The 22001-nt window shown below is 52.9% G+C and carries 16 protein-coding genes; 11 read left to right on the top strand and 5 right to left on the bottom strand.

Annotated features, from left to right (window positions below; all coding sequences use genetic code 11):
- Positions 1-13: 13 nt before the first annotated feature.
- Positions 14-1885 carry a tRNA uridine-5-carboxymethylaminomethyl(34) synthesis enzyme MnmG gene (gene mnmG, locus BM114_RS00635; RefSeq protein ID WP_092109083.1) on the bottom strand — a complete coding sequence of 624 codons (1872 nt, stop codon included), beginning with the start codon at positions 1883-1885 and terminating at the stop codon, positions 14-16.
- 220 nt (positions 1886-2105) lie between these two features.
- Here mnmG and BM114_RS00630 point away from each other — a divergent pair, with 220 nt between their 5' ends.
- The 9 genes from BM114_RS00630 to BM114_RS00590 all read left to right on the top strand — a co-directional run bounded on the left by BM114_RS00630 (position 2106) and on the right by BM114_RS00590 (position 14075).
- Positions 2106-2789: a succinate dehydrogenase/fumarate reductase cytochrome b subunit gene (locus BM114_RS00630; RefSeq protein WP_092109080.1), complete on the top strand. Its 684-nt coding sequence runs from the start codon at positions 2106-2108 to the stop codon at positions 2787-2789.
- Between the two features lie 37 nt (positions 2790-2826).
- A complete protein-coding gene (locus BM114_RS00625; protein ID WP_092109077.1) occupies positions 2827-4806 on the top strand; it encodes a fumarate reductase/succinate dehydrogenase flavoprotein subunit in 1980 nt (659 codons plus the stop codon).
- A gap of 5 nt (positions 4807-4811) precedes the next feature.
- The gene (locus tag BM114_RS00620) at positions 4812-5570 is read left to right on the top strand and encodes a succinate dehydrogenase/fumarate reductase iron-sulfur subunit (protein WP_092109074.1); all 759 of its coding nucleotides are present in this window, start codon (positions 4812-4814) and stop codon (positions 5568-5570) included.
- A 169-nt stretch (positions 5571-5739) separates the two neighbouring features.
- Complete coding sequence (locus BM114_RS00615) at positions 5740-6618, top strand: hypothetical protein (RefSeq protein ID WP_143089217.1); 879 nt, start codon at positions 5740-5742, stop codon at positions 6616-6618.
- A gap of 541 nt (positions 6619-7159) precedes the next feature.
- Positions 7160-7951 (top strand): glycerophosphodiester phosphodiesterase, encoded by a 792-nt coding sequence (locus tag BM114_RS00610; protein WP_092109714.1) that lies wholly within the window; start codon positions 7160-7162, stop codon positions 7949-7951.
- The gene (locus tag BM114_RS00605) at positions 7951-9135 is read left to right on the top strand and encodes a THUMP-like domain-containing protein (RefSeq protein WP_092109068.1); all 1185 of its coding nucleotides are present in this window, start codon (positions 7951-7953) and stop codon (positions 9133-9135) included. The genes BM114_RS00610 and BM114_RS00605 overlap by 1 nt, the downstream gene beginning before the upstream one ends.
- Before the next feature lie 113 nt (positions 9136-9248).
- Positions 9249-10397, top strand: coding sequence for an N-acetyltransferase (locus BM114_RS00600; RefSeq protein WP_092109065.1), 1149 nt, complete (start codon positions 9249-9251; stop codon positions 10395-10397).
- 52 nt (positions 10398-10449) lie between these two features.
- Complete coding sequence (locus BM114_RS00595; RefSeq protein WP_092109062.1) at positions 10450-12444, top strand: DNA topoisomerase IV subunit B; 1995 nt, start codon at positions 10450-10452, stop codon at positions 12442-12444.
- A gap of 32 nt (positions 12445-12476) precedes the next feature.
- The gene (locus BM114_RS00590; protein WP_092109059.1) at positions 12477-14075 is read left to right on the top strand and encodes a S41 family peptidase; all 1599 of its coding nucleotides are present in this window, start codon (positions 12477-12479) and stop codon (positions 14073-14075) included.
- Positions 14076-14226: 151 nt separating this feature from the next.
- Here the strand turns inward: BM114_RS00590 and BM114_RS00585 are convergent, their stop codons facing one another.
- Entirely contained in the window at positions 14227-15360 is a 1134-nt protein-coding gene (locus BM114_RS00585) for a helix-turn-helix domain-containing protein (RefSeq protein WP_092109055.1), read from the bottom strand.
- Between the two features lie 529 nt (positions 15361-15889).
- Here BM114_RS00585 and BM114_RS00580 point away from each other — a divergent pair.
- Both BM114_RS00580 and BM114_RS14225 read left to right on the top strand, forming a co-directional pair.
- A complete protein-coding gene (locus tag BM114_RS00580) occupies positions 15890-19516 on the top strand; it encodes a hypothetical protein (protein ID WP_255406372.1) in 3627 nt (1208 codons plus the stop codon).
- 17 nt (positions 19517-19533) lie between these two features.
- Positions 19534-19704, top strand: coding sequence for a hypothetical protein (locus tag BM114_RS14225; protein WP_177207008.1), 171 nt, complete (start codon positions 19534-19536; stop codon positions 19702-19704).
- A gap of 350 nt (positions 19705-20054) precedes the next feature.
- Here the strand turns inward: BM114_RS14225 and ybeY are convergent, their stop codons facing one another.
- Genes ybeY through ruvB form a run of 3 tightly spaced genes read right to left on the bottom strand, consistent with a single transcriptional unit; the run spans position 20055 to position 21993 of the window.
- Positions 20055-20480, bottom strand: coding sequence for an rRNA maturation RNase YbeY (gene ybeY / locus BM114_RS00575; protein WP_092109051.1), 426 nt, complete (start codon positions 20478-20480; stop codon positions 20055-20057).
- Positions 20481-20482: 2 nt separating this feature from the next.
- Positions 20483-20935: a pantetheine-phosphate adenylyltransferase gene (gene coaD, locus BM114_RS00570; RefSeq protein WP_092109046.1), complete on the bottom strand. Its 453-nt coding sequence runs from the start codon at positions 20933-20935 to the stop codon at positions 20483-20485.
- Positions 20932-21993, bottom strand: a complete 1062-nt coding sequence (gene ruvB, locus BM114_RS00565) for a Holliday junction branch migration DNA helicase RuvB (protein ID WP_092109042.1) — start codon at positions 21991-21993, stop codon at positions 20932-20934. The genes coaD and ruvB overlap by 4 nt, the downstream gene beginning before the upstream one ends.
- Between the last annotated feature and the right edge of the window lie 8 nt (positions 21994-22001).

Here is a 22001-nt window from a genome sequence, read left to right as displayed (position 1 = left end):
TTCACATGAAACATTATCTTCCTAATAGTATTAGGAGAACATTGATGTCGCTGGGGGATACCCCCGGGATGCGGCTCGCCTGGGCAAGGGTCTCCGGATCTATCCTCTCAAGCTTCTGGCGCCCCTCTGTCGAGATTTCATGAAGTTCATTATAATCAAACCTACCTTTAATCTTTATGTTCTCAAGGCGGTGCATCTTGTCGGCAATAATCTTCTCGCGCTCAATGTAACCTTTATACTTAATCTTTATTTCTACCGCCTCGGCTATCTCTTCGTTGCGGTTAGGAAGACTCTCTATTTGGCTTTTTAAGTCTGGGAAGATTGACTTTAATGAGTTAATTGAGAGCTGAGGTCTTCCAATTAAATCTGCAAGTTTGCATCCCATTCTTAGTGGAGTGGTACCTAAAGAAACAAGTGCAGAGTTGATTTCGGTTGGCTTTGCCGATGTGTTTTCGCAATAATCTAATAGTCTGTTGCCATCTTCTTTCTTCTGTATCCACCAGTCGTAGCGGTCGCGTTTGGCGATGCCTAATTCATAGGCCTTTTCTGTAAGCCGTGCGTCTGCATCGTCTTGGCGGAGCAAGATACGATATTCAGCCCTTGATGTAAACATTCGATAGGGCTCGTCCACGCCCTTAGTCGTAAGGTCATCGATGAGAACGCCTATGTAACTTTGGTCTCTTTGCATGACAAAAGGAGTGCCCCCTGCACAGTGGATAGCCGCATTGATGCCTGCTACCAGTCCTTGCCCGCCCGCTTCTTCATAGCCAGTAGTTCCGTTTACTTGGCCGGCAAGGAACAAGCCTTTCAGAATTTTAGATTCTAATGATTGTTTGAGCAAGGTCGGATCGAAATAATCATATTCTATAGCATAGCCTGGTCGGTATATTTTAGCATCTCGGAGTGCGGGAATTTTGTGGATGGCATCCAACTGGATATCCATGGGCATACTGGAGGAAAAACCGTTCAAGTACATTTCGTTAGTATCTTCACCTTCAGGTTCCAAGAACAGGGGGTGTTGATCTTTGTCAGGGAAAGTAACAAGCTTTGTCTCAATGGATGGACAATATCTTGGTCCTGTGCTTTGAATCTGCCCATTGAAAAGCGGCGAATCTGCAAGCCCACTCCTTAATGTTTCGTGAACTTCAGCATTCGTGTAGCATGTCCAGCAGGGCAATTGCTTCAGTCTTTGATGCCCGCCCATGTAACTGAACTGGTGAAAATCGTTTTCTCCCGGCTGTTCTTCCATGTCTTCAAAGTGCACAGATCGTCTGTCTATACGCACGGGAGTACCGGTCTTCATCCTGTGAGAATGAATCCCCCAGCGGGAAATACTTTCGCTGAAGTGTAAGACCGAGGGCTCCGCGCATCGTCCGCCGGGATATTGGTGGCGTCCAACATGCATCAGCCCGTTGAGGAATGTTCCTGCCGTAACGACGATGCTTTTCGCATGGAATTCGGCTCCCCATATGGTTCTTACGCCTATGGCTTCACTATTCTTTACGAGCAGCTCCTCTGCCTGGTCTTGCCAGATGTCAAGGTTGGGGGTGGCGTCGAGCACTTGTCGCCACTTCCAAATATATTTTTCGCGGTCGCACTGTGCGCGAGGAGACCAGACTGCCGGACCTTTTCCGCGGTTTAGCATGCGGAACTGAATGGCCGTGGCATCTGCCACTAACCCCATTTGCCCGCCTAACGCATCTATTTCCCTTACAATCTGTCCCTTCGCTATGCCGCCTACTGCTGGGTTGCAGCTCATCTGCCCTATCTTGTTCATGTCCATTGTGATGAGGCAGGTCTTAGCTCCCATATTGGCTGACGCTGCTGCAGCTTCACAACCGGCATGGCCGCCACCAATCACTATGACATCATATTTGAGATTCATCCTAAGTTGTATTTTATGCAAAAGTAAGAAATAAAAATTGATTTTTATGCTTTTTGCTTTGATTTATCATTAAAATATAGTATTTTTGCACCACAAGAATCCCCATGCGTATACCTAAGGATGGGGATACTGGACTATGAATTGGATTTGCAAGACTATGATTTTGTAAGATAAAATAGATATTAGTTCTAACAATTAAATAATTAAAAATCAATCATTTATGTGGTTATTAAATTCACCTATTGGTAGAAAAGTGGTGATGTCCGTAACTGGCATTTGCCTCATTCTCTTCCTGACATTCCACTGTTGCATGAATGTTGTGGCATTCTTTTCGGGAGATGCTTACAATGTGATTTGCAAGTTCTTGGGTTCAAATTGGTATGCGGTAGCGGGCACGCTTGCCCTTGCGTTCTTGGCTGTGTGCCACATCGTGTTTGCATTCATCTTGACAGCCCAGAACCGTCGTGCCCGTGGCAATTCCCGTTATGCGGTTACGGCTACTTATGAGAAAGTGAGCTGGGCCTCACAGAACATGCTGGTGCTCGGACTGATTATCCTGATTGGGCTCGTCCTGCACCTCTATAACTTCTGGGGGCATATGATGTTTGCAGAGCTTGCCGAGATTCAGGTCGCTCACGACCCGTCTGACGGCTTTGCCTGGATTCAGGACACATTCTCCAATCCCGTATTCTCAATCCTCTACCTCCTTTGGATAGTGGCTATTTGGTTCCATCTCTCACATGGTTTCTGGAGTGCCATGCAGACCTTGGGTGTCAACGGGAAGATTTGGTTCAGGCGTTGGCAGGTTATTGGGATTGTCTATGTATCACTTCTGATGGGTGTTTTCGCACTCCTTGTGCTCTCATTCTGGCTGGGCTTCGCACCAAGTATGTGCTGTGCTTAATTCGCAATTCAATTCATAATTTACAATTCAGAACATTATGTCAAAAATAGATTCAAAGATTCCAGAAGGGCCGGTGGCCGAGAAATGGACTAACTATAAAGCTCACCAGCGCCTGGTGAACCCGAAAAACAAGCTGAAGCTCGATGTTATCGTTGTGGGTACAGGTCTTGCCGGTGCAAGTGCCGCATCCACGCTTGGCGAGATGGGGTTCAATGTTCTCAACTTCTGCATTCAGGATTCTCCCCGTCGTGCGCATTCCATTGCTGCGCAGGGAGGTATCAATGCGGCCAAGAACTACCAGAACGACGGCGACTCCGTTTATCGTTTGTTCTATGACACGGTGAAAGGTGGCGACTATCGCGCCCGTGAGGCGAATGTATATCGCTTGGCTGAGGTAAGCAACAACATCATCGACCAGTGCGTAGCTCAGGGCGTTCCTTTCGCCCGCGAGTATGGTGGGATGCTGGCCAACCGCTCTTTCGGTGGAGCACAGGTTTCCCGCACATTCTATGCCAAGGGGCAGACCGGTCAGCAGTTGCTGCTCGGAGCCTATTCTTCGCTGATGTGCCAGGTACATGCCGGCAAGGTAAAGCTCTACACCCGCTATGAGATGGAGGATGTGGTTATCGTCGAGGGTCGTGCCCGCGGCATCATTGCCAAGAATCTCGTTACCGGTAAGCTCGAGCGTTTCTCTGCCAACGCAGTGGTTCTTGCTACCGGTGGTTACGGCAACGCCTATTTCCTTTCCACCAATGCCATGGGTTGTAACTGTACGGCAGCCATCCAGGCTTATCGCAAGGGCGCCTACTTTGCAAATCCCTGCTATGTACAGATCCATCCGACCTGTATCCCCGTTCACGGCGACAAGCAGTCTAAGCTGACCCTGATGTCGGAGTCGCTGCGTAACGACGGCCGCATCTGGGTGCCCAAGAAGCTTGAGGACGCCAAGAAGTTGCAGGCCGGAACCCTCCAGGGATGGGAGATTCCCGAGGAAGACCGCGACTACTATCTGGAGCGTCGCTATCCAGCCTTCGGAAACCTTGTTCCCCGTGATGTCGCTTCTCGCGCCGCCAAGGAGCGCTGCGACAAGGGCTTTGGTGTCAACAACACCGGTCTTGCCGTGTTCCTCGACTTCTCCGAGTCTATTAATCGCCTCGGTCTCGACGAGATCATGCAGCGTTATGGCAACCTTTTCGAGATGTATGAGGAGATTACGGATGTCTTCCCCGGCGATCTTGCCAATGAGATTAACGGCGTGAAGTATTATAAGCCGATGATGATATTCCCTGCCATCCACTATACGATGGGCGGTATCTGGGTTGACTATGAGCTGATGACTTCCATCACCGGGCTCTTCGCCATCGGCGAGTGCAACTTCTCCGACCATGGTGCCAACCGTCTGGGTGCGTCTGCATTGATGCAGGGCTTGGCCGACGGTTACTTCGTGTTGCCCTATACCATACAGAACTACCTGGCCGACCAGGCTGTCTGGCCGAAGGTTCCTACCGATGCCCCCGAGTTTGAGGAGGCAGAGAAGGGCGTACAGGCCGAAATCGACCGCCTGATGGGCATTCAGGGCAAGCGCTCCGTAGACTCCATCCACAAGGAGCTTGGCCACATCATGTGGGAGCATGTGGGCATGGGTCGTACCAAGGAAGGTCTTGAGGAAGGCCTGAAGCTCATTGCCAAGTTGCGCAAGGAGTTCGATACCAACCTCTTCGTGCCGGGCAAGAAGGAAGGGCTGAATATAGAGCTCGACAAGGCTATCCATCTGCGCGACTTCCTCCTGATGGGTGAACTGGTGGCTTACGATGCCCTCTCCCGCAACGAGAGCTGCGGCGGACACTTCCGTGAGGAGCACCAGACTCCCGAGGGCGAGGCTGCCCGCGATGACGAAAACTACTTCTATGTAGGTTGCTGGAAGTATCAGGGCGATGATGTTACCGCTCCCGAGCTCCTCAAGGAACCTCTCGAGTATGAGGCAATCAAGGTACAAACACGAAATTATAAGAATTAACGACTATGGCAAAGAATATTAGTTTTACAATCAAATATTGGCGTCAGAACGGGCCGAAGGATAAAGGCCACTTTGATACACACGAGATGAAGGATATTCCAGACGACACATCCTTCCTCGAAATGCTCGATATCCTCAACGAGGAACTCATTGAGGCCGGCGAAGAACCCTTCGTTTTCGATCACGACTGCCGTGAGGGTATCTGCGGCATGTGCTCCCTTTACATCAACGGCACTCCTCACGGGAAGACCGAGCGGGGAGCTACCACCTGCCAGCTCTATATGCGCCGCTTCAGCGACGGCGACACCATCACCGTCGAGCCTTGGCGTTCGGCTGCGTTCCCGGTCATCAAAGACTGCATGGTAGACCGCTCGGCGTTCGACAAGATTATCGCTGCCGGCGGTTACAACACCATCCGCACGGGGCAGGCACAGGATGCCAATGCCATCCTCATACCCAAGGAGAATGCCGACGAAGCCATGGACTGCGCCACCTGTATTGGCTGCGGAGCCTGCGTGGCAGCTTGCAAGAACGGTTCTGCCATGCTCTTCCTGAGCTCTAAGGTGAGCCAGCTCGCCCTGCTTCCACAGGGTCGCCCGGAGGCTGCCAAGCGTGCCAAGGCCATGATTGACAAGATGGAAGAACTCGGATTTGGCAACTGCACCAACACTCGCGCCTGCGAGGCGGTATGCCCTAAGAACGAGTCTATCGCCAACATTGCCCGCCTCAACCGCGAGTATCTGAAGGCGAAGCTTGCCGATTAATGCCGGTTCTTGGAACCTGATGTGATATTTTAATCCCGCAGTTGCCTTTCCCTCGGGGGAGGGCAGCGAGCGGGATTTCTTGTTTTCCCCGTCGCTGACAAGGCGTTTTGCCCCCGCGGTAGGATTTTGAAAAGGTCTTTATATATAAAGGTAAGTAATTGAAAGCAAAGTGAAGATACACGGTTTGAATCTGTTTCTGGGTCTCTTGCTGACTCTTTTCTTGTCGGCATGTGCCCCAAAGGGGCCTGGCAGGTCGGTTTCCGCCGTCTCAGAATCCGCGCATGGCAGACAAGTGGCACGGCGTGTGGCGTCAGCCCCGGTGCCCGAAGCCGTCAGCGACACCGTCGAGGCAGGAGTTCCGCGCGAGGTGGCCTTGGTTCACCAGGCCATTGCCACGGCCGATGCCGCCCTTCTTTCCAGGCATGTGCACTATCCTCTGCGCATGCCTTATCCGCTGAAGGACATTACCGACCAGCGCGCTATGCGCCGTGATTTCCATCTTCTGTTCGATTCCCCCTTTATCCGCACGGTGAGCCAGAGTCCTCTCTCTGCCTGGAAAGAGATGGGCTGGCGAGGCTGGATGTTCGATAGTGGTTCCCTCTGGGCAGATGAGGGCGGACTCATCAGTGTAAACCGCTTGTCGGCCGAAGGCGAGAAAGCCCTTTATGAAGCCGTGCGCAGAGACCTCTCGTTGCTCCATCCGTCGCTGCAGGGCGGTGATTGGACTCCTTACACCTGCCTCATTACGCGTGGCGAGGGGCTCGTTTACCGTGTAGACGCGCACTATGCCGATGGCGATGACGAGTTTCGCCTTTGCGTTTATCCGAAGGGAAGTGCCGCCAATGCGCTTCCCGTCAAGGTGCTTAAGGGAAAGCTCGATGTGGAAGGCACTCTCCGGACCAGGCTCTTCGAGTTTACAGACGGCGAGGAAACCATCACCTTCAGCGACGATTCCAATGAGGACAAGCCTGCCCTTACCCTCACGAAAGGCGACAAGCAGACCCGCAAAAGCTTCCGGTTCTGTTATTGGCAGGATGTCATGCGATAGGTCTTTTCGTCTCTCCTTGCTTGTTCAGGCCGATTTCTGAGAGCATGTGAAGTTTTTCGGACATCCTTGTGTGCTGGAAATGCATAAATATTCAAATCTTCTCAGGCGGCGTTTCGACACGCGGATGAGGAGTTACAGGTGCAGTCGGATTTATGAGCTTGTGGCTCGTTAAAACCCCATGATTAACATTTGTTAAGTACTTGTTTTTCTGTTTTCAGCGTAAAATATACAGTTTCGTAAAACAGGAAGCGGCTTTTTACTCTGCTTTTAGCCGTCTTTTACAAGCTAAAAGGCCGTTAGAAGAGTTGCAAAAGGCCGCCTTTTACAAGTCGGAGGCTCGTTTTTTGCATAATATGCGGTAATGTGAGAAAACTGCATAATCCGTGAATTGTGAAAAGATATAACATCTTCATCCTTTCCAAATCAGGATGCCGTGAACCGCAGGTGCCGCGAATCGTCTGCATTCCTTTTATTTTATTTGGAAAACCATGCCGTAATCAATCTTTTTCCTTATCTTTGCAGGGAATTAATAATGAAGATCATGAAACGAACATTTCTCACTTTTCTATTGCCTCTGATTGCCGTTCATATGCTCTGTGCACAGCAGGTGATTGCCCATCGCGGCTATTGGAAGCATGAGGGGGCGGCCCAGAACTCGCGCGCCTCCCTGCAGTATGCCCTCGACTTGAATATCTACGGTTCTGAAACCGATGTCTGGCTGACGGCCGACGGACACATCATGGTGAACCACGATGCCACTTTCGACGGGGTAGAGATTGAGAAGGCAAGCTATGAACAGTGCAAGGAGCTCACCCTGAAGAATGGTGAGAAAATGCCCGAACTGAAAGACTTCCTGCAGATGATGCGGGAATATCAGGGGCCGACGAAACTTATCATCGAGATAAAGAAACACTCCACCCCCGAGCGTAACCGTGAGGCTGCCCGCCTTACGGTGGCTGAAGTAAGGCGATATGGGGTAGAGGCCAAGGTGGAATACATCTCCTTCAATCTGGATGCGTGTGTGGCCGTTGCCCAGACTGACCCTCAGGCCAAGGTGGCTTATCTGGGTTGGGAGTATACGCCGTGCCGTCTTTTTTCGGAGGGGTGTACGGGCGTGGACTTTGAGAAGAATGTATTCCGCCGCCCGGCCACGCGACATTGGCTTGCGGAGTCCAGACGGCTGGGCATGACCGTGAATGTCTGGACCGTCAACAAGGTCTCTGCGATGGAGGAAATGCGCAAGTTGGGGGTTGACTATATCACTACCGACGAGCCGGTAACCTGTATGCTCACGCTGAAGGCGGCCAGTGCAGCCACTACATCTGCCGACTGATGCGGCTCAACGAGGCCACGCTCGAATTCGTCAGGCAGCACCGCACGGACGATGTGCGTCGTCTGGCTTTCCTCGGCGACAAGTTTCCCGAGGTGGATTTCCCGGTGGCCCTCGACCAGATCAGGGGTTGGCAGCAGGCCTGCCGGAAGCTCCCCGCATTGGCACAGAATGCCGCCGTCTGTTATCCTTCCCGTCTCTCGATGGAGCAGTGCAGCTCCGAGGCTACGGCAATCTATAAGGCACAGCTGGCTCGCCGGCTGGTTCCCGGACTGCGCAGCATGGCCGATCTCACGGGCGGATTTGGCGTCGACTGCTATTATATAGGGCATCAGTTCAAGGCGGTTGACTATGTGGAGCGGCAGCCTGACCTGTGCGACATTGCCCGCCACAACTTTGCGGTTCTTGCGGCGGGCGGTTTCGGGGTGCATTGCCAGGACGGAGTTGACTATCTGAGGCAAATGCAGCCCGTAGACCTTATTTATATTGACCCTGCCCGCAGGGATGAGCACGGGGGCAAGACCTATGCCATAAAGGACTGCACGCCCGATGTGTCGGGCCTGAAAGATTTGCTGGTAGAGAAGGCGCGGTATGTGATGGTCAAGCTCTCGCCGATGTTCGACTGGCACGAGGCCGTGAAGGAACTTCAGTATGTAAGGCAGATTCACATCGTCTCCGTGTCCAATGAGTGCAAGGAACTCCTTCTTGTGCTTTCCCGGGAGCAATCCGAGCCCCTGACGCTCACCTGCGTGAACGATGGCGCGGCATTCCGTTGTGGGGCAGAACCTGTGCCAGTTTCCTATCTGGAGGGTGATTTAAGAACGGGGATGTATCTCTGCGAGCCCAATGCGTCCATACAGAAGGCGGGTTGTTTCGGTGCTCTCTCCGAGGCCAGGGGATGGAAGATGCTGGCCCCCGGCTCCCATCTCTTCGTCTCAGAAGAGAAAATCGACGATTCCATCGGTCGTGTGTTTCAGATTTCGGCGATTTCACCGCTCAACAAGAAAGCCGTCCGCCAGCATCTGAAAACCGTTTCCAAAGCCAATATAAGCGTAAGAAACTTTCCGATGAGTGCGGCTGCGCTGCGCCGGAGGCTTAAGCTTCGTGATGGCGGAGATGTCTATCTCTTCGGCACGACGCTGCAAGACGGCAGCCACACCTTAATTATATGCAAAAAAGCATGCTAAATTTGGAAATGTCCTTTATTATTAGTATTTTTGCATGTTTTATGTAGCTAACGAGAGGGCTTTAGCCGTCAAGCGGCTTGGAGGAAACGCCTCTTCACTAAAAAAGTAAGACAATGTCATCAGTCGAGATTAAGAAGATAGAGACAAAGAAAGACCTGACCACTTTCATTGATTTCCATTACGATTTGTATAAGGGCGACAAGTATGATACGCCGACCCTGTTCAGCGACGACTTCAATACCCTAAGTAAGGAGCACAACGCGGCTTTCGACTTCTGCGAGGCTGAGTATTATCTGGCTTACAGGGGCGGAAGGCCGGTAGGGCGCGTGGCCGCCATCATCAATCATAAGGCCAACGAGCGTTGGAACCGCAAGGATGTGCGCTTCGGATGGATAGACTTCGTCGACGATCGGGAGGTGTCGAAGGCTCTTTTGAGTGCGGTGGAGGACTATGGGCGTTCAAAGGGAATGACGGATATAGTGGGTCCCTTGGGGTTCACCGACATGGATCCGGAAGGCATGCTTACGGAAGGTTTCGACCAGTTGGGCACGATGGCCACCATCTACAACTACCCTTATTATCCCGAGCATATAGAGGCCCTCGACGGATTCACGGTCGACAACACCTATGTGGAATACAAGCTCATCGTGCCGAAAAGCGTTCCGGAGAAGTATGCCAAGATTGCCGAGATGATTCAAAGCCGTTACAACCTGCGCATCAAGAAGCTCAAGAAGAGTGAGATATGTGGCGAGGATGGCTACGGAAAGAAGATTTTCAACCTCATCAATCTGACTTATAAGGACCTCTACGGATATTCCGAGCTTACCGACAGGCAGATTGACCAGTATGTCGACATGTATCTGGCCTTTGCCGACCTTGACTTTATCACGCTGGTCGAGGACGAGAGTGCCGGCAACAAGCTGGTCGGGGTCGGGATAACGATACCCTCGCTCTCCCATGCCTTGCAGAAATGCCGCAGGGGGAGGCTGCTCCCGTTCGGGTGGTGGCATCTCATCAGGGCTATCAAGTTCCATAAGACCAATATCGTAGACTGCCTCCTGATCGGTGTAGACCCTGATTACCGGGCCAAAGGAGCCAACGCGCTTCTCTTCAGCGACCTCATTCCCCGTTACATCCACTATGGCATCGAGTGGGGAGAGACGCAGGTGGAGATGGAGGCCAACGAGAATGTGAAGAGCATGTGGGGTGCCCTGGAGACTCAGCTCCATAAGCGCAGGAAGTGCTATAGGAAGTCGCTGTAGCCTCTGATGCCCACGGGAAGTGTTTAACTAAGAAGAAAACAGAACATTAGATATGCCAGAAGTTTTAGATAGTCAAGAAGTCAAGAACCCTGTAGGGGGGCAGAAGCCGGAGGAAGTGGTTGCCTATACCGACGACAACATCCGCCACCTCTCGGATATGGAGCATGTGCGCACCCGTCCGGGTATGTACATCGGTCGCCTCGGCGACGGCAGTCTGCCCGAAGACGGCATCTATGTGCTTCTCAAGGAGGTCATCGACAACTCCATCGACGAGTTCAAGATGAATTCCGGCGACCGCATCGAAGTCGACATCATCGACAACCTCCGTGTCAGCGTCCGCGACTATGGGCGCGGCATTCCGCAGGGAAAGCTCGTCGAGGCCGTGAGCGTGTTGAACACCGGAGGCAAGTATGACTCCAAGGCTTTCAAGAAGAGCGTCGGGCTGAATGGCGTCGGCGTGAAGGCCGTAAACGCCCTGAGCTCCCGCTTCGAGGTGAAGTCTTTCCGTGACGGAAAGGTTCGCGAGCTTGCCTTTGAGCGGGGTATCAAGAAAGGAGACACCACCGCCAAGTCAGCCGACGAGAATGGCACCTACATCTTCTTTGAGCCGGACGGCACGCTGTTCAAGAACTATGAGTTCCACGATGACATCGTGGAGACCATGCTCCGCAACTATACTTACCTGAACTCAGGCCTCACCATCATGTATAACGGCCGTCGCATACGCAGCCGCAACGGGCTGGAAGACCTGCTCACCGACAACATGACGGTAGACGGGCTCTATCCGATTATCCACATGAAGGGCGAGGACATCGAGATAGCCTTTACCCATACCAATCAGTACGGGGAAGAATACCACTCCTTCGTGAACGGTCAGCACACCACGCAGGGCGGCACCCATCAGAGTGCTTTCAAGGAACATATAGCCCGGACAATCAAGGAATTCTTTAATAAGAACTATGAATACACCGATATCCGGAACGGAATCGTGGCGGCCATTGCCGTGAATGTGGAGGAGCCCGTCTTCGAAAGCCAGACCAAGATCAAGCTGGGCTCCACCCAGATGGCCCCCGGCGGCGACTCCATCAACAAGTATGTGGGCGACTTCATCAAGAAGGAGGTGGACAACTACCTGCATATCAACAGCGACATAGCCGAGATCATAGAGAACAAAATCAAGGAGAGCGAGCACGAGCGCAAGGCGATGGCGGGCGTTACGAAGCTTGCCCGCGAGCGTGCCAAGAAGGCCAACCTGCACAACCGGAAGCTGCGCGACTGCCGTATCCACTACTGCGACTCGAAGAACGACCGCAAGGAGGAGTCCTCCATCTTCATTACTGAGGGCGACTCGGCGAGCGGAAGCATCACCAAGAGCCGTGATGTGAACACGCAGGCCGTGTTCTCGCTCCGCGGAAAGCCCCTCAACAGCTTTGGCCTGACCAAGAAGGTGGTCTACGAGAACGAGGAGTTCAACCTCCTGCAAGCGGCGCTCGACATAGAGGACGGCCTCGACAACCTGCGTTATAATAAGGTAATCGTGGCTACTGATGCCGATGTCGACGGCATGCACATCCGCCTGCTTACCATTACTTTCTTCCTTCAGTTCTTCCCGGAACTCATCAAGAAGGGGCATGTCTATGTGCTCCAGACACCGCTCTTCCGTGTTCGCAACCGCCGCACGAAGATTAAGAATAAGCGCGTGATAACGGAGGCCGACGCGCGTTTGGGCAAGAATGAGAAGAAGACCGACTTCATTACTCGCTATTGCTACAGCGAGGAAGAGCGGCAGGAAGCCATCCGCGACCTTGCTCCCGACCCTGAAATCACCCGATTCAAGGGGCTGGGAGAAATCAGCCCGGAGGAATTTGCCCATTTCATCGGCCCCGAGATGCGGCTCGAGCAGGTAACGCTGCACAAGACCGACCAGGTGGCAAAGCTGCTGGAATACTACATGGGCAAGAACACGATGGAGCGTCAGAACTTCATCATCGACAACCTCGTCATCGAGGAAGACATCCCCGAGGAAGACAGCAGGCCTCTGGAATGACAGGAATTTATGGTGCAATAATACGAAAGAGAATGAACAAAACAAATAGTCGGGGCGTGAAAAGAGCCGTATTCTTTCTGCCCTTCTGCCTTTTCACCCTTTTACCCTTGAACGCCCAGTTGCGCCTGGACTTCAATTCCAACAGCCCCATCCACAAGCTGCAGATAGCGGAGATGGCCGTGAAGAACCTCTATGTCGACTCCGTTGACGAGGACAAGCTCGTGGAGGATGCCATCCGGGGAATGCTCGAGAAGCTCGACCCTCACTCGTCTTACTCCACCGCCAAGGAGACCAAGGAGATGACGGAGTCGCTCAACGGCTCCTTCGACGGCATCGGCGTTCAGTTCAACCTCGTGGAGGATACGCTGCTCGTCATCCAGCCCGTCTTGAAAGGTCCCTCCGAGAAGGTGGGCATCATGGCCGGCGACCGCATCGTTACGGTCGACGACACGCTGATTGCGGGCGTCAAGATGAGCAAGGAGGAAATCATGAGGCGGCTCCGCGGCCCCAAGGGAACGCGGGTAAGGCTGGGCGTGGTGCGCCGCGGCATCGGCGAGAGGCTTACTTTCCAGGTGGTGCGCGACAAGATTCCCGTGAAGACCGTCGACGGCTACTACATGATTCGGCCGCAAGTGGGATATATCCGCATCGGCAGCTTCGGCCTTACCACCTACGACGAGTTCATGGAGGCGGTGAAGGCTTTGCAGCGGGAGGGCATGCGCGACCTCATCCTCGACCTTCAGGAGAACGGCGGGGGCTATCTCCAGGCTGCCGTACAGGTGGCCAACGAATTCCTCCACAAGGGCGACCTGATTGTCTATACGCAGGGACGCTCCGTGCCGAAGCAGGAGTCCCGGGCTCAGGGCAACGGTCATCTGCTCGAGGGAAAGGTGATGGTCTTGATCAATGAGTTTAGCGCCTCGGCCGCCGAAATAGTAACGGGAGCCATCCAGGACCAGGATCGCGGGCAGGTGGTAGGCCGCCGCTCGTTCGGCAAGGGACTCGTGCAGCGCCCCATCGAGTTCAAGGACGGCTCGATGATGCGCCTCACCATAGCCCATTATTTCACGCCTTCCGGCCGCTGCATACAGAAGCCTTATGTGAAGGGCGACATGAAGGACTATGCCCTTGAGCTGGATCAGCGCTATAAGCACGGCGAGCTTTACAGCGCCGACAGCATACACTTCGCCGACAGCCTGAAGTATTACACCCTGCGCCGCCATCGTGCCGTGTATGGCGGAGGCGGCATCATGCCCGACTTCTTCGTGCCGCTCGACACCGCGCAGTTCACCCCCCTGCACCGTCAGTTGGTGGCCAAGGGCATCGTGCTCAACGCCAACCTCAAGTATGTGGACAGGCACCGCCGTGTGCTGAAGGCGCAAAATCCGGCCTTCGCAGATTTTAAGGCTCGGTTTGAAGTTCCCCGGAGCCTCGTCGACGAGGTGCTGCGTGAGGGTGAGAAGCAGGGTGTCAAGCCCAAGGACGACGCCGAACTGCAGCGCACGCTGCCTTATCTGAAGCTGCAGTTGAAGGCTCTGATAGCCCGCGACCTATGGGATATGTCGGAGTATTTCTCTATCATGAATGAGGAGAATCGCATCGTTCAGAAGGCCGTGCAGCTAATACGGTAAGGCTGGCTGTCGGCCGGCCTTGCGTGTGTCGGCGGCAGAAACAGTTTGTTTCAACGGCAGAAACACAGTGTTTCAATGACTGAAACACGGCGGTTCAGCGGCTGGCACAAATCCAGAAGGATACTGATAGGATAGCACCTGGCCGCGGGTGCTATTCTTGTTTGTCGCCTCCGGTGTGAGGTCTGGTATTCTGTTCTCTCCATTTCATGGGCGGTTTGCCCGTGCTCTTGACGAATATCTTGGTGAAATACGAGCCTGACGAGAATCCGGAACGCAGGGCCACCTCTTCCATACTGAGGCTCTTGTCGGCGCGGAGCATGTTCTTGGCATGCTTCAGGCGCAGCTGGTTCAGCCAGTCGCTGAACTTCGTGCCGTAGGTGCGATTGATGTAATAGGAGAGATAGCTTCGGTTGGTGCCTATCTGCAGGGCCAGCTGCTCGACGGTAACCCCCGTCTGGGTGAAGCCGTTCATCCGCAGCCACACCTGTATGCCCTGTTCTATCATCTGGTCTCTGGTCTCCTCCGCCTGTGATTTCGGCGGTCTATGCTTGTTGTAGTGCCGCCTCTCCATTTCGCGGATGTCCAGTTCCACGGCTTCGTAATGCATCAGATAATTCCGGAAGGAAGCATAGATGTAACAGTTGACGGCTATTCCATAGATGCGGAATGCAATCTGAACCCATGTCGGGGCAAAGGGGACGAAAGTGCTGGCGAGGCCGAAGATCACCCACAGCATCACGCTGCGGATGACCCATCGTATGTAGTGCGTGAGTGCCCGGTTATGATAGTTGGCCATCTTGGCCCTGACTTGCCGGATGATTTTGTGGAAATAGGCGATAAACCATATCATGTAGCCGAAAAGCCATGCCGTTCCGGCTGCCTGCACCGTCCATTGACTGTTCGGCGTAATGAGGAGAGAGAGTGCGGAGATGGCGGTGATGGCGGCGAACCCCATAGCCAGCCTTCTGACGCTTGCCCTGTTCAGATAATCGTGTTTGAAAAGGTTGATGGAGGCAACGGTGAGCAGGATGTAGACGGCATAGTGGCTCACGAGGTCAATGGCGAGGATTGCGTTCTCTGCCCATCTGGCCGCCCGGGCCAGCCATAGGCCACTCAGCATCAGCCCTATCAGGAGAAAAGCGATGCCTACGAGTAGCTTTGAATTTCTGTAGGGGGCGTAGAGGTCGCGCTTGGGAGTCTTTGCCAGAATGAGGTTTACTCCCATAAAGAGATACAGGACTAAGGCCACGACCATTAAATATTCAAGAAAAATGCTTCCCTTCATTTTGTTTTTTTGTATTCCCGGGTAAAGATACGAAAAACTCTTGGTATTTTCTATTTTACTAAAATGTTTTTTCTAATAAATTTATAATTGGCTGGTTATTAAAGCTTTTAATACCTAAGATTTTAAGGAGGGGTGCCGTTTGAGAGCTCAAAAATCCAAAAACAAGCTCAAAAATTGTGCGCGTTTTTGTTGTTTTTACAAAAATGATGTTCGTCTTTTTTATGATAATCCAATTATTAAAGGTTGTTTTTTGATACCTTTGCCACTACTAAAAGGAAAAGCGTGAATAAATAGGTGAGTTCAGGAAAAGAAGAGAATACGCCTTGAAATCACTCGGAAAGTTTGAGTCCTGATGCCGGAAAATACTGCCGGAATACCTTATTGCAATCGCTTGTAAAAGATAAATAAGATCGGATAGCGGGATACAATGTCCGATGCAAACAATCTCAAAGGGAAGGCGTAAAGTCAGAGGATGAGATGTAAAAATGCTTACCGCTTTAAAAGAAAGCATAATTTTTAAATAAATCACATGAAACCAATGAGACAATTACCTATTGAAAGAATGGGAAGCAGGCTGCTCCCTATAGTGGTGGCCATGCTTCTGGCTGTGTTCTGCATGCCTGCGCAGGCGCAGAATGTAACGATTAGTCCTTCCTCCGGAAAACTTGTGGCCGGCCTTACCTATGAAGGTGAGATAGGATTCCAGAACGGATGGAGTTCGCTCTGGCGGCACAACCAGCTGCCCCTGACGCTCACCGTGTCGGACAAGGACCTCATTACGGAGAGCGGAGTACTGAAAGATCCTGCGGGCGACATCATCCTGGATACCAGCCAGAATCTCTATGTACTCATGTCGGGAGCTCCTCTGACAACGGAATTGCATGTGGGTATTTCCTTGCCCAAGGGCTATCGCTTCACAGGTTATCGCATCGTACTGCTGAACAATGTGAACGGGAAGCCTGTTGGTGGAATTACGGTGGCCAATAGAAGCAAGACTTTCTACGAGACAGGCAGCGACTTCAACTTTAATAATTATAAGATGAAGACTGACTATATGCCAGCACAGAACGATGCGAAAGAATATGTGATTGAGCGCACCAGCAAGACCGAGACCGACATGGGCAACAACCTCTACTTCCTGTTGCATCACACAGAGGAAGGTTTCTATGGCGTTACGCTGAAGTCGTGCGAGCTTTACTTTACGGCCGAGGGTGCTTTCCAGGCTGATGTTACTCCTGGCAAGCCTGCCAACATCATCAGCGAGGGCGTGAACATGGTTGGATCTGCCTTCCCGACCAGCAAGCTCGACTTGGGTAAAATAGAGCCTCACACAAAGAACGGCGTAACCTTCTATAGTTATGACTTCCGCGATGTGAAGGAACTTACGGCCAGTAACTGGCTCTATCAGGAGGATGCCGTGACGGCTGACAAGAAACTTCCGGCTGCCCCCGGCAGCGGTTCCATCCAGGCTCTGAAAAACGGCGACGACCTTTATTATGCCTTGGGTAACAACACCTATTATATAGAGACGCCTACATCCACCACCTCGCAAGACGGCACCGACATCCCGTTGGGCTACCGCATCACGGGGGCGAAGATTCATTATCACTATGGTACGGCGGCTGAAGCCGGCACGGTAACCTATAACGGTGATTTGGGAGGGTTCTACATCACACATAGGTCTTATAATAATACGACTTACTACCTGAAGACAGACGGTACCTGGGGCACCAGCCCCGTGCTGTGGAAGCTGAACGGCAACGCGGCCAGTACCGGTAAGATTTATAGCGGGGATAACTATTTGTATGTATCTCAGAGTGGAACGGGATACAATACTCGGTATTATATCTATGGTACGACCGATCCTAATCAGGCTACGACCTTTACCATCAGCGGAGGTAACATCAAGTATGGTAATGGTTTTGTAGTTCATAGTAATAATACCCATGCCCAGATAACCAACTCAAGCAACAATGCTGCCAGCTGGACGGCGGCCACGGGAACAGGCTCTGTGCAGAACCCGGCCTTCACGCCTTCGCCCTACACCTTGAAGATATACAAGACCGACAAGGACAATGTGAGCCAGACGGTAAGCGTCGGGGCAGGTGACGATGGCGAAGTAGTATTGACCGGTCTGAACAACGATGCCATCAAGTTCTCGGTAGAAGGACTGGCGGAGGGGGCTAAAGCCCTCATCACCTTCGAGCTTACCCTCGAAGCCCTCAATCCTTTTGTCAACTCCATTGATATTGTGTGCCACTCATTGGCAGAGAACGGTCCTACCTTGATGCAGCAGTTCACGAGCAACGACTTCCAGGTATCAGGCGGAAAGTTCATCTTCTATGTGCCGCAGGACTTCTTCGGCGGTGGCGAGCAGAAGTGCCGCTTCACCTTCGAGAACCTGATGAGCAAGTATGGTGATGAAACCTATGGTAATGAAGACCCGCATCATGCCCGCTACTTCTTCGTGAAGTCACCTTATTATAATCAATACGACGGACATCAATATCTCACGACCGGTAACGAACCGGCTGCCGACAAGATTCATAGCAACATGTGCGGCGACAAGCCGTTCAAGTACAGCAACATCGATGAGCTCGACCCGAACAACACCTCCGGCGGCACTACGACATTGGAGGAGTATCCTTATTCCGAGGCCCTCTATTTGGAGCAGGGCGGTAGTTTCTCGTCTGATATCGTGCTCGCTGTAGACGAGGAGAAGCCCTGCTACCTCTTCACGGCCGACGAGACCCGCTGGAACATCGCGCCCACCACGGCGTGGGAGCATCGCTACTACGCCTACTACCTGATGGACCTGAAGCTGGAGACCAAGGACTATGTGGCAAAGTGCGTGCTGACCAAGCTCTACGACACCACTTGCTACAACAAGGACGGCGCCGATGCCGAACTGCCGATGTACGGCGGCGTGTTCAAGGCCTTGGATGCCGTTACGGGCGAGGAGATTCCGAGCGAGAGCGCTTACCTCACCGTGCCGATGATGCGCCAGGCGTTGATAGAAGCCCTGACGGCAGAAGCCCCGGAGGGCAATCCCGACGCAAGGCCTACGGGCATGCAAGTGCTTTATCTCGACTACACCAATCTCTATTCGGTCCATATTCCGGAAAAGGCCGAGATGGACGAGATGAAGGCCCTGCTCAATCCTAACTGCCTGATCTATTTCCCCGTCCGGTCAAGTTTCAACGAGGACAACTATATCCAGAAGACCCTCAGCGGCGACTATCGTGCCTGCAAGAACATCGTGATTACCGACCGGCAGCCGTTCTATGCGCCGTATAAGATTACGGTTCCGGCAGAGAACTATGCAACTTATACCCGTGAGATTACCATTCCGAAGAACGGCAAGGTGGCCAGTGCAACGATCATGTTGCCATTTACGCTTGAGTTACAGGGTGGAGTGCACACCAACAGGGACGGACTTTGCTCATTTACGGTGAACAAGATGACGGCCGAGGATGCCCTTTCTATGAAGGACAATGGGACGACGACGGAGTTCACAGGATATTTCTCTCCTGTTACGGAAAGTCATACAGAGGCAAATGTGCCTTACATGGTAGGAATAGAGACGGCTCCGGAGGATGCAAATATCTCTTTCGTTGCCACCCAGTATGGTTCTGATGTGATTGCTACGCCGGCTTTGATGGGCGCAGACTATACTTTCTCGGGCGAACAAGCAGCAGGAATGGTAGGCGGCAATTCGTACGCTTTCCAGAACTATGGCTCTTATTCGGGCAAGAAACTGCCAAAGACGGATCGGCTCTTCTATTTCTCGAATAATATGTTCGTGAACTCGACGGAGCTGGACGATAACCATCCGAATGTGTACATATATCCATTCCGTGGCTATTATAAGTACACGACTTCTTCCGGAGCCAAGGCAATGAGGGGCTTCTATGTGGAATATGGTGAGAACGGCGAGGCTACCGGTATTACGGATATGACCCGAAAAGCAGACTTGATGATAAGTGCGGGTAATGGTAATATCACCCTTTCGGCAGCTGTCGACACAAAAGTAATGGTAACCGCAGTGAGTGGCGTATGCGTGGACAGGCTCTCGTTGAAGGCCGACGAGACACGGACGCTCTCGGTGCCAGCAGGATTATATGTTATTAACGGAGTGAAAATCATCGTCAGGTAAAGACAGGAGACCGAATTATGAAGAAAAAGTATATAAAGCCGGTTGTAGAGACAGTACAGACTGAAGTGGAAAACTTACTGGCAGGCCATAGCTATGACCATGCCGACGCAAAGCCCGGCCTTCTCTTAGAGGAGGAAGAGAATTCGGAAGAGGAGGACATTCCTCAGCCCGTGGGAGTGTGGAAATAACTAAAGTCAAGAATAGAGGGCATTCAACAGGGATGTCCTCTATTCTTTTATAGGAGGCTCGGTCTGCGTTATCTCATTTGATATATCACGGCGGTGAGGCCGTTCCGCCCGGTGGTATCGAGGGGCTGAGTCTGGCAGGGCGGTATACGGGGCGACGCTTGGAATCCTTGTCTGATTTTCAGGCAATCCCTGCGATGTTTTCGGTAGCTGGGCACCGGTTTTTCTTTTAGCCGTTAGAAGCTCGCCTTTTAACGGCTAAAAGCCTGGCTTCTAACGGCTAAAAGGCGGGCTTCTAACGGCCTTTTACTTTTGCGGAGGTTTCCGGGGGCTGAAAGGGCAGCCGGGAAGGCCTATCCTTGCATCTCCCGCAGGAGCGCAAGTGCCTTGTCTTCATTGGCTTCCATAATCTCCCGCTCGCCCGGTCCCTTGTCGTTGATGCCGCAGAGATGGAGTATTCCGTGGATGATGACGCGGTGCAGTTCCTCGTCGTAGGGCTTGCCGAACTTCTCGGCATTGGTGCTCACGGTGTCGAGGCTTATCAAGATGTCGCCGTTTATCCGGTCGCCCTCGTCGTAGTCGAAGGTGATGATGTCGGTATAGTAATCATGCCCCAGATACTCGCGGTTGCACTCCAGGATTTTCTCGTCGCTGACAAACAGATAGCCTATCTCTCCCACCTTGCGGCCATAAGACTCGGCTACGGCCTTGATCCACCTCGTGATTTCACGCTTCTTCATCCTCGGCATCCTGACGCCGTCGGTGTTATAAGTAATCATGATTATGGCTTTTTATGGGGTATGAATTTGCTGATGTCGGCGCCGAAGTGCTCCATTTCGCGAATCATGGTCGATGAAATGGTGGAAAACTGAGGGTCGGCAAAGAGCAGAATGGTCTCGATTCCCGAGAGGAAACGGTTGGCGAAGGCCTGCTCGCGTTCGTATTCGAAGTCGCTGGTGTTGCGCACTCCTTTCACGATGAAATGGGCGTTTTCTGCCTTTGCGAAGGTAACGGCGAGGCCGGAAAACGGTTTCACCTCTATGCGGGGCTCGTCGGCATAGAGCTCGCGTATCGCCCGGATGCGCTCTTCGGCAGGCTTGAGGTCAGGCTTGCGCACATTGTCGGCCGTCACGCCGATGACCAGCCGGTCGCAGAGAGCCAGGGCCCGCCGCGCAATGTCGTCGTGCCCCACGGTGAAGGGATTGAAGCTTCCCACGAAAATACCTGTTCTCATATCTCGTTGTCTTTGGTCTTGCGGTTTAGAAAAAGCTGCGGCTCCAGGATGTTGCCACTATAGGGATTGCGGCCGAGATGGTCGTAGGCGAGCTTCGTGGCCATGCGTCCGCGGGGCGTGCGCTTGATGAATCCCTCCATGATGAGGAACGGCTCGTAGACCTCTTCCACGGTTCCGGTATCCTCGCCGATGGCGGTCGCGATGGTGGAAAGTCCTACGGGGCCTCCCCGGAACTTGTCGATGATGGTGAGGAGAATCTTGTTGTCTATTTCGTCAAGGCCGTACTGGTCGATGTTCAGGGCCTTCAGGGCCACCTTGGCAATATCGTTGGTGATGCGTCCGTTGCCCTTCACCTGCGCAAAATCGCGGACCCGGCGCAGCAAGGCGTTCGCGATGCGGGGCGTTCCGCGCGACCGGCGGGATATCTCCACGGCGGCATCGTCGTCGATGGGCACCTGCAGGATGCTCGCGCTTCGCCTGATGATGCGCTGCAGCGTGTCGGGCTCATAGTATTCCAGGTGGAGGTTGATGCCGAAGCGAGCTCGCAAGGGAGCCGTCAGCAGTCCGCCCCGCGTGGTGGCTCCGACGAGCGTGAAGGGGTTCAGGTCTATCTGTATGGAGCGGGCCGAGGGTCCCTTGTCGATCATGATGTCGATGCGGTAGTCTTCCATCGCCGAATAGAGATATTCCTCTACGACGGGCGAGAGGCGGTGAATCTCGTCGATGAACAGTACATCGTTGGGCTCCAGCGAGGTAAGGATGCCGGCAAGGTCGCCCGGCTTGTCGAGTACCGGGCCGCTTGTAATCTTGATGCCTACGCCCAGTTCGTTGGCAATGATGTTGCTCAGCGTGGTTTTCCCAAGTCCTGGAGGACCGTGCAGGAGGGTATGGTCGAGCGGCTCGCCACGGTATTTGGCTGCTTCCACAAAAACCTCAAGGTTCTCCACCACCTTTTTCTGGCCGCTGAAATCGTTGAACTTCAACGGGCGTAGGGCGTTTTCAAACTCCTTTTCGGCCTTGGAGAGCTGCTCGTCTCTTATGTCAAATTCGTCGGACATTCATCTAT

The sequence above is a fragment of the Prevotella sp. KH2C16 genome (genome assembly GCF_900113305.1).
GTDB lineage: Bacteria > Bacteroidota > Bacteroidia > Bacteroidales > Bacteroidaceae > Prevotella.
Note: the sequence above shows the minus strand (reverse complement) of the source record. Positions and strands in the feature narration are given on the sequence as shown.

Coding starts and splice junctions, on each gene's coding strand:
- BM114_RS00630 (WP_092109080.1), top strand. CDS start 2,106: ATGTGGTTATTAAATTCACCTATTGGTAGAAAAGTGGTGATGTCCGTA.
- BM114_RS00620 (WP_092109074.1), top strand. CDS start 4,812: ATGGCAAAGAATATTAGTTTTACAATCAAATATTGGCGTCAGAACGGG.
- BM114_RS00625 (WP_092109077.1), top strand. CDS start 2,827: ATGTCAAAAATAGATTCAAAGATTCCAGAAGGGCCGGTGGCCGAGAAA.
- ybeY (WP_092109051.1), bottom strand. CDS start 20,480: ATGATTACTTATAACACCGACGGCGTCAGGATGCCGAGGATGAAGAAG.
- BM114_RS00610 (WP_092109714.1), top strand. CDS start 7,160: ATGAAACGAACATTTCTCACTTTTCTATTGCCTCTGATTGCCGTTCAT.
- BM114_RS14225 (WP_177207008.1), top strand. CDS start 19,534: ATGAAGAAAAAGTATATAAAGCCGGTTGTAGAGACAGTACAGACTGAA.
- ruvB (WP_092109042.1), bottom strand. CDS start 21,993: ATGTCCGACGAATTTGACATAAGAGACGAGCAGCTCTCCAAGGCCGAA.
- BM114_RS00605 (WP_092109068.1), top strand. CDS start 7,951: ATGCGGCTCAACGAGGCCACGCTCGAATTCGTCAGGCAGCACCGCACG.
- coaD (WP_092109046.1), bottom strand. CDS start 20,935: ATGAGAACAGGTATTTTCGTGGGAAGCTTCAATCCCTTCACCGTGGGG.
- BM114_RS00585 (WP_092109055.1), bottom strand. CDS start 15,360: ATGAAGGGAAGCATTTTTCTTGAATATTTAATGGTCGTGGCCTTAGTC.
- mnmG (WP_092109083.1), bottom strand. CDS start 1,885: ATGAATCTCAAATATGATGTCATAGTGATTGGTGGCGGCCATGCCGGT.
- BM114_RS00590 (WP_092109059.1), top strand. CDS start 12,477: ATGAACAAAACAAATAGTCGGGGCGTGAAAAGAGCCGTATTCTTTCTG.
- BM114_RS00580 (WP_255406372.1), top strand. CDS start 15,890: ATGAAACCAATGAGACAATTACCTATTGAAAGAATGGGAAGCAGGCTG.
- BM114_RS00595 (WP_092109062.1), top strand. CDS start 10,450: ATGCCAGAAGTTTTAGATAGTCAAGAAGTCAAGAACCCTGTAGGGGGG.
- BM114_RS00600 (WP_092109065.1), top strand. CDS start 9,249: ATGTCATCAGTCGAGATTAAGAAGATAGAGACAAAGAAAGACCTGACC.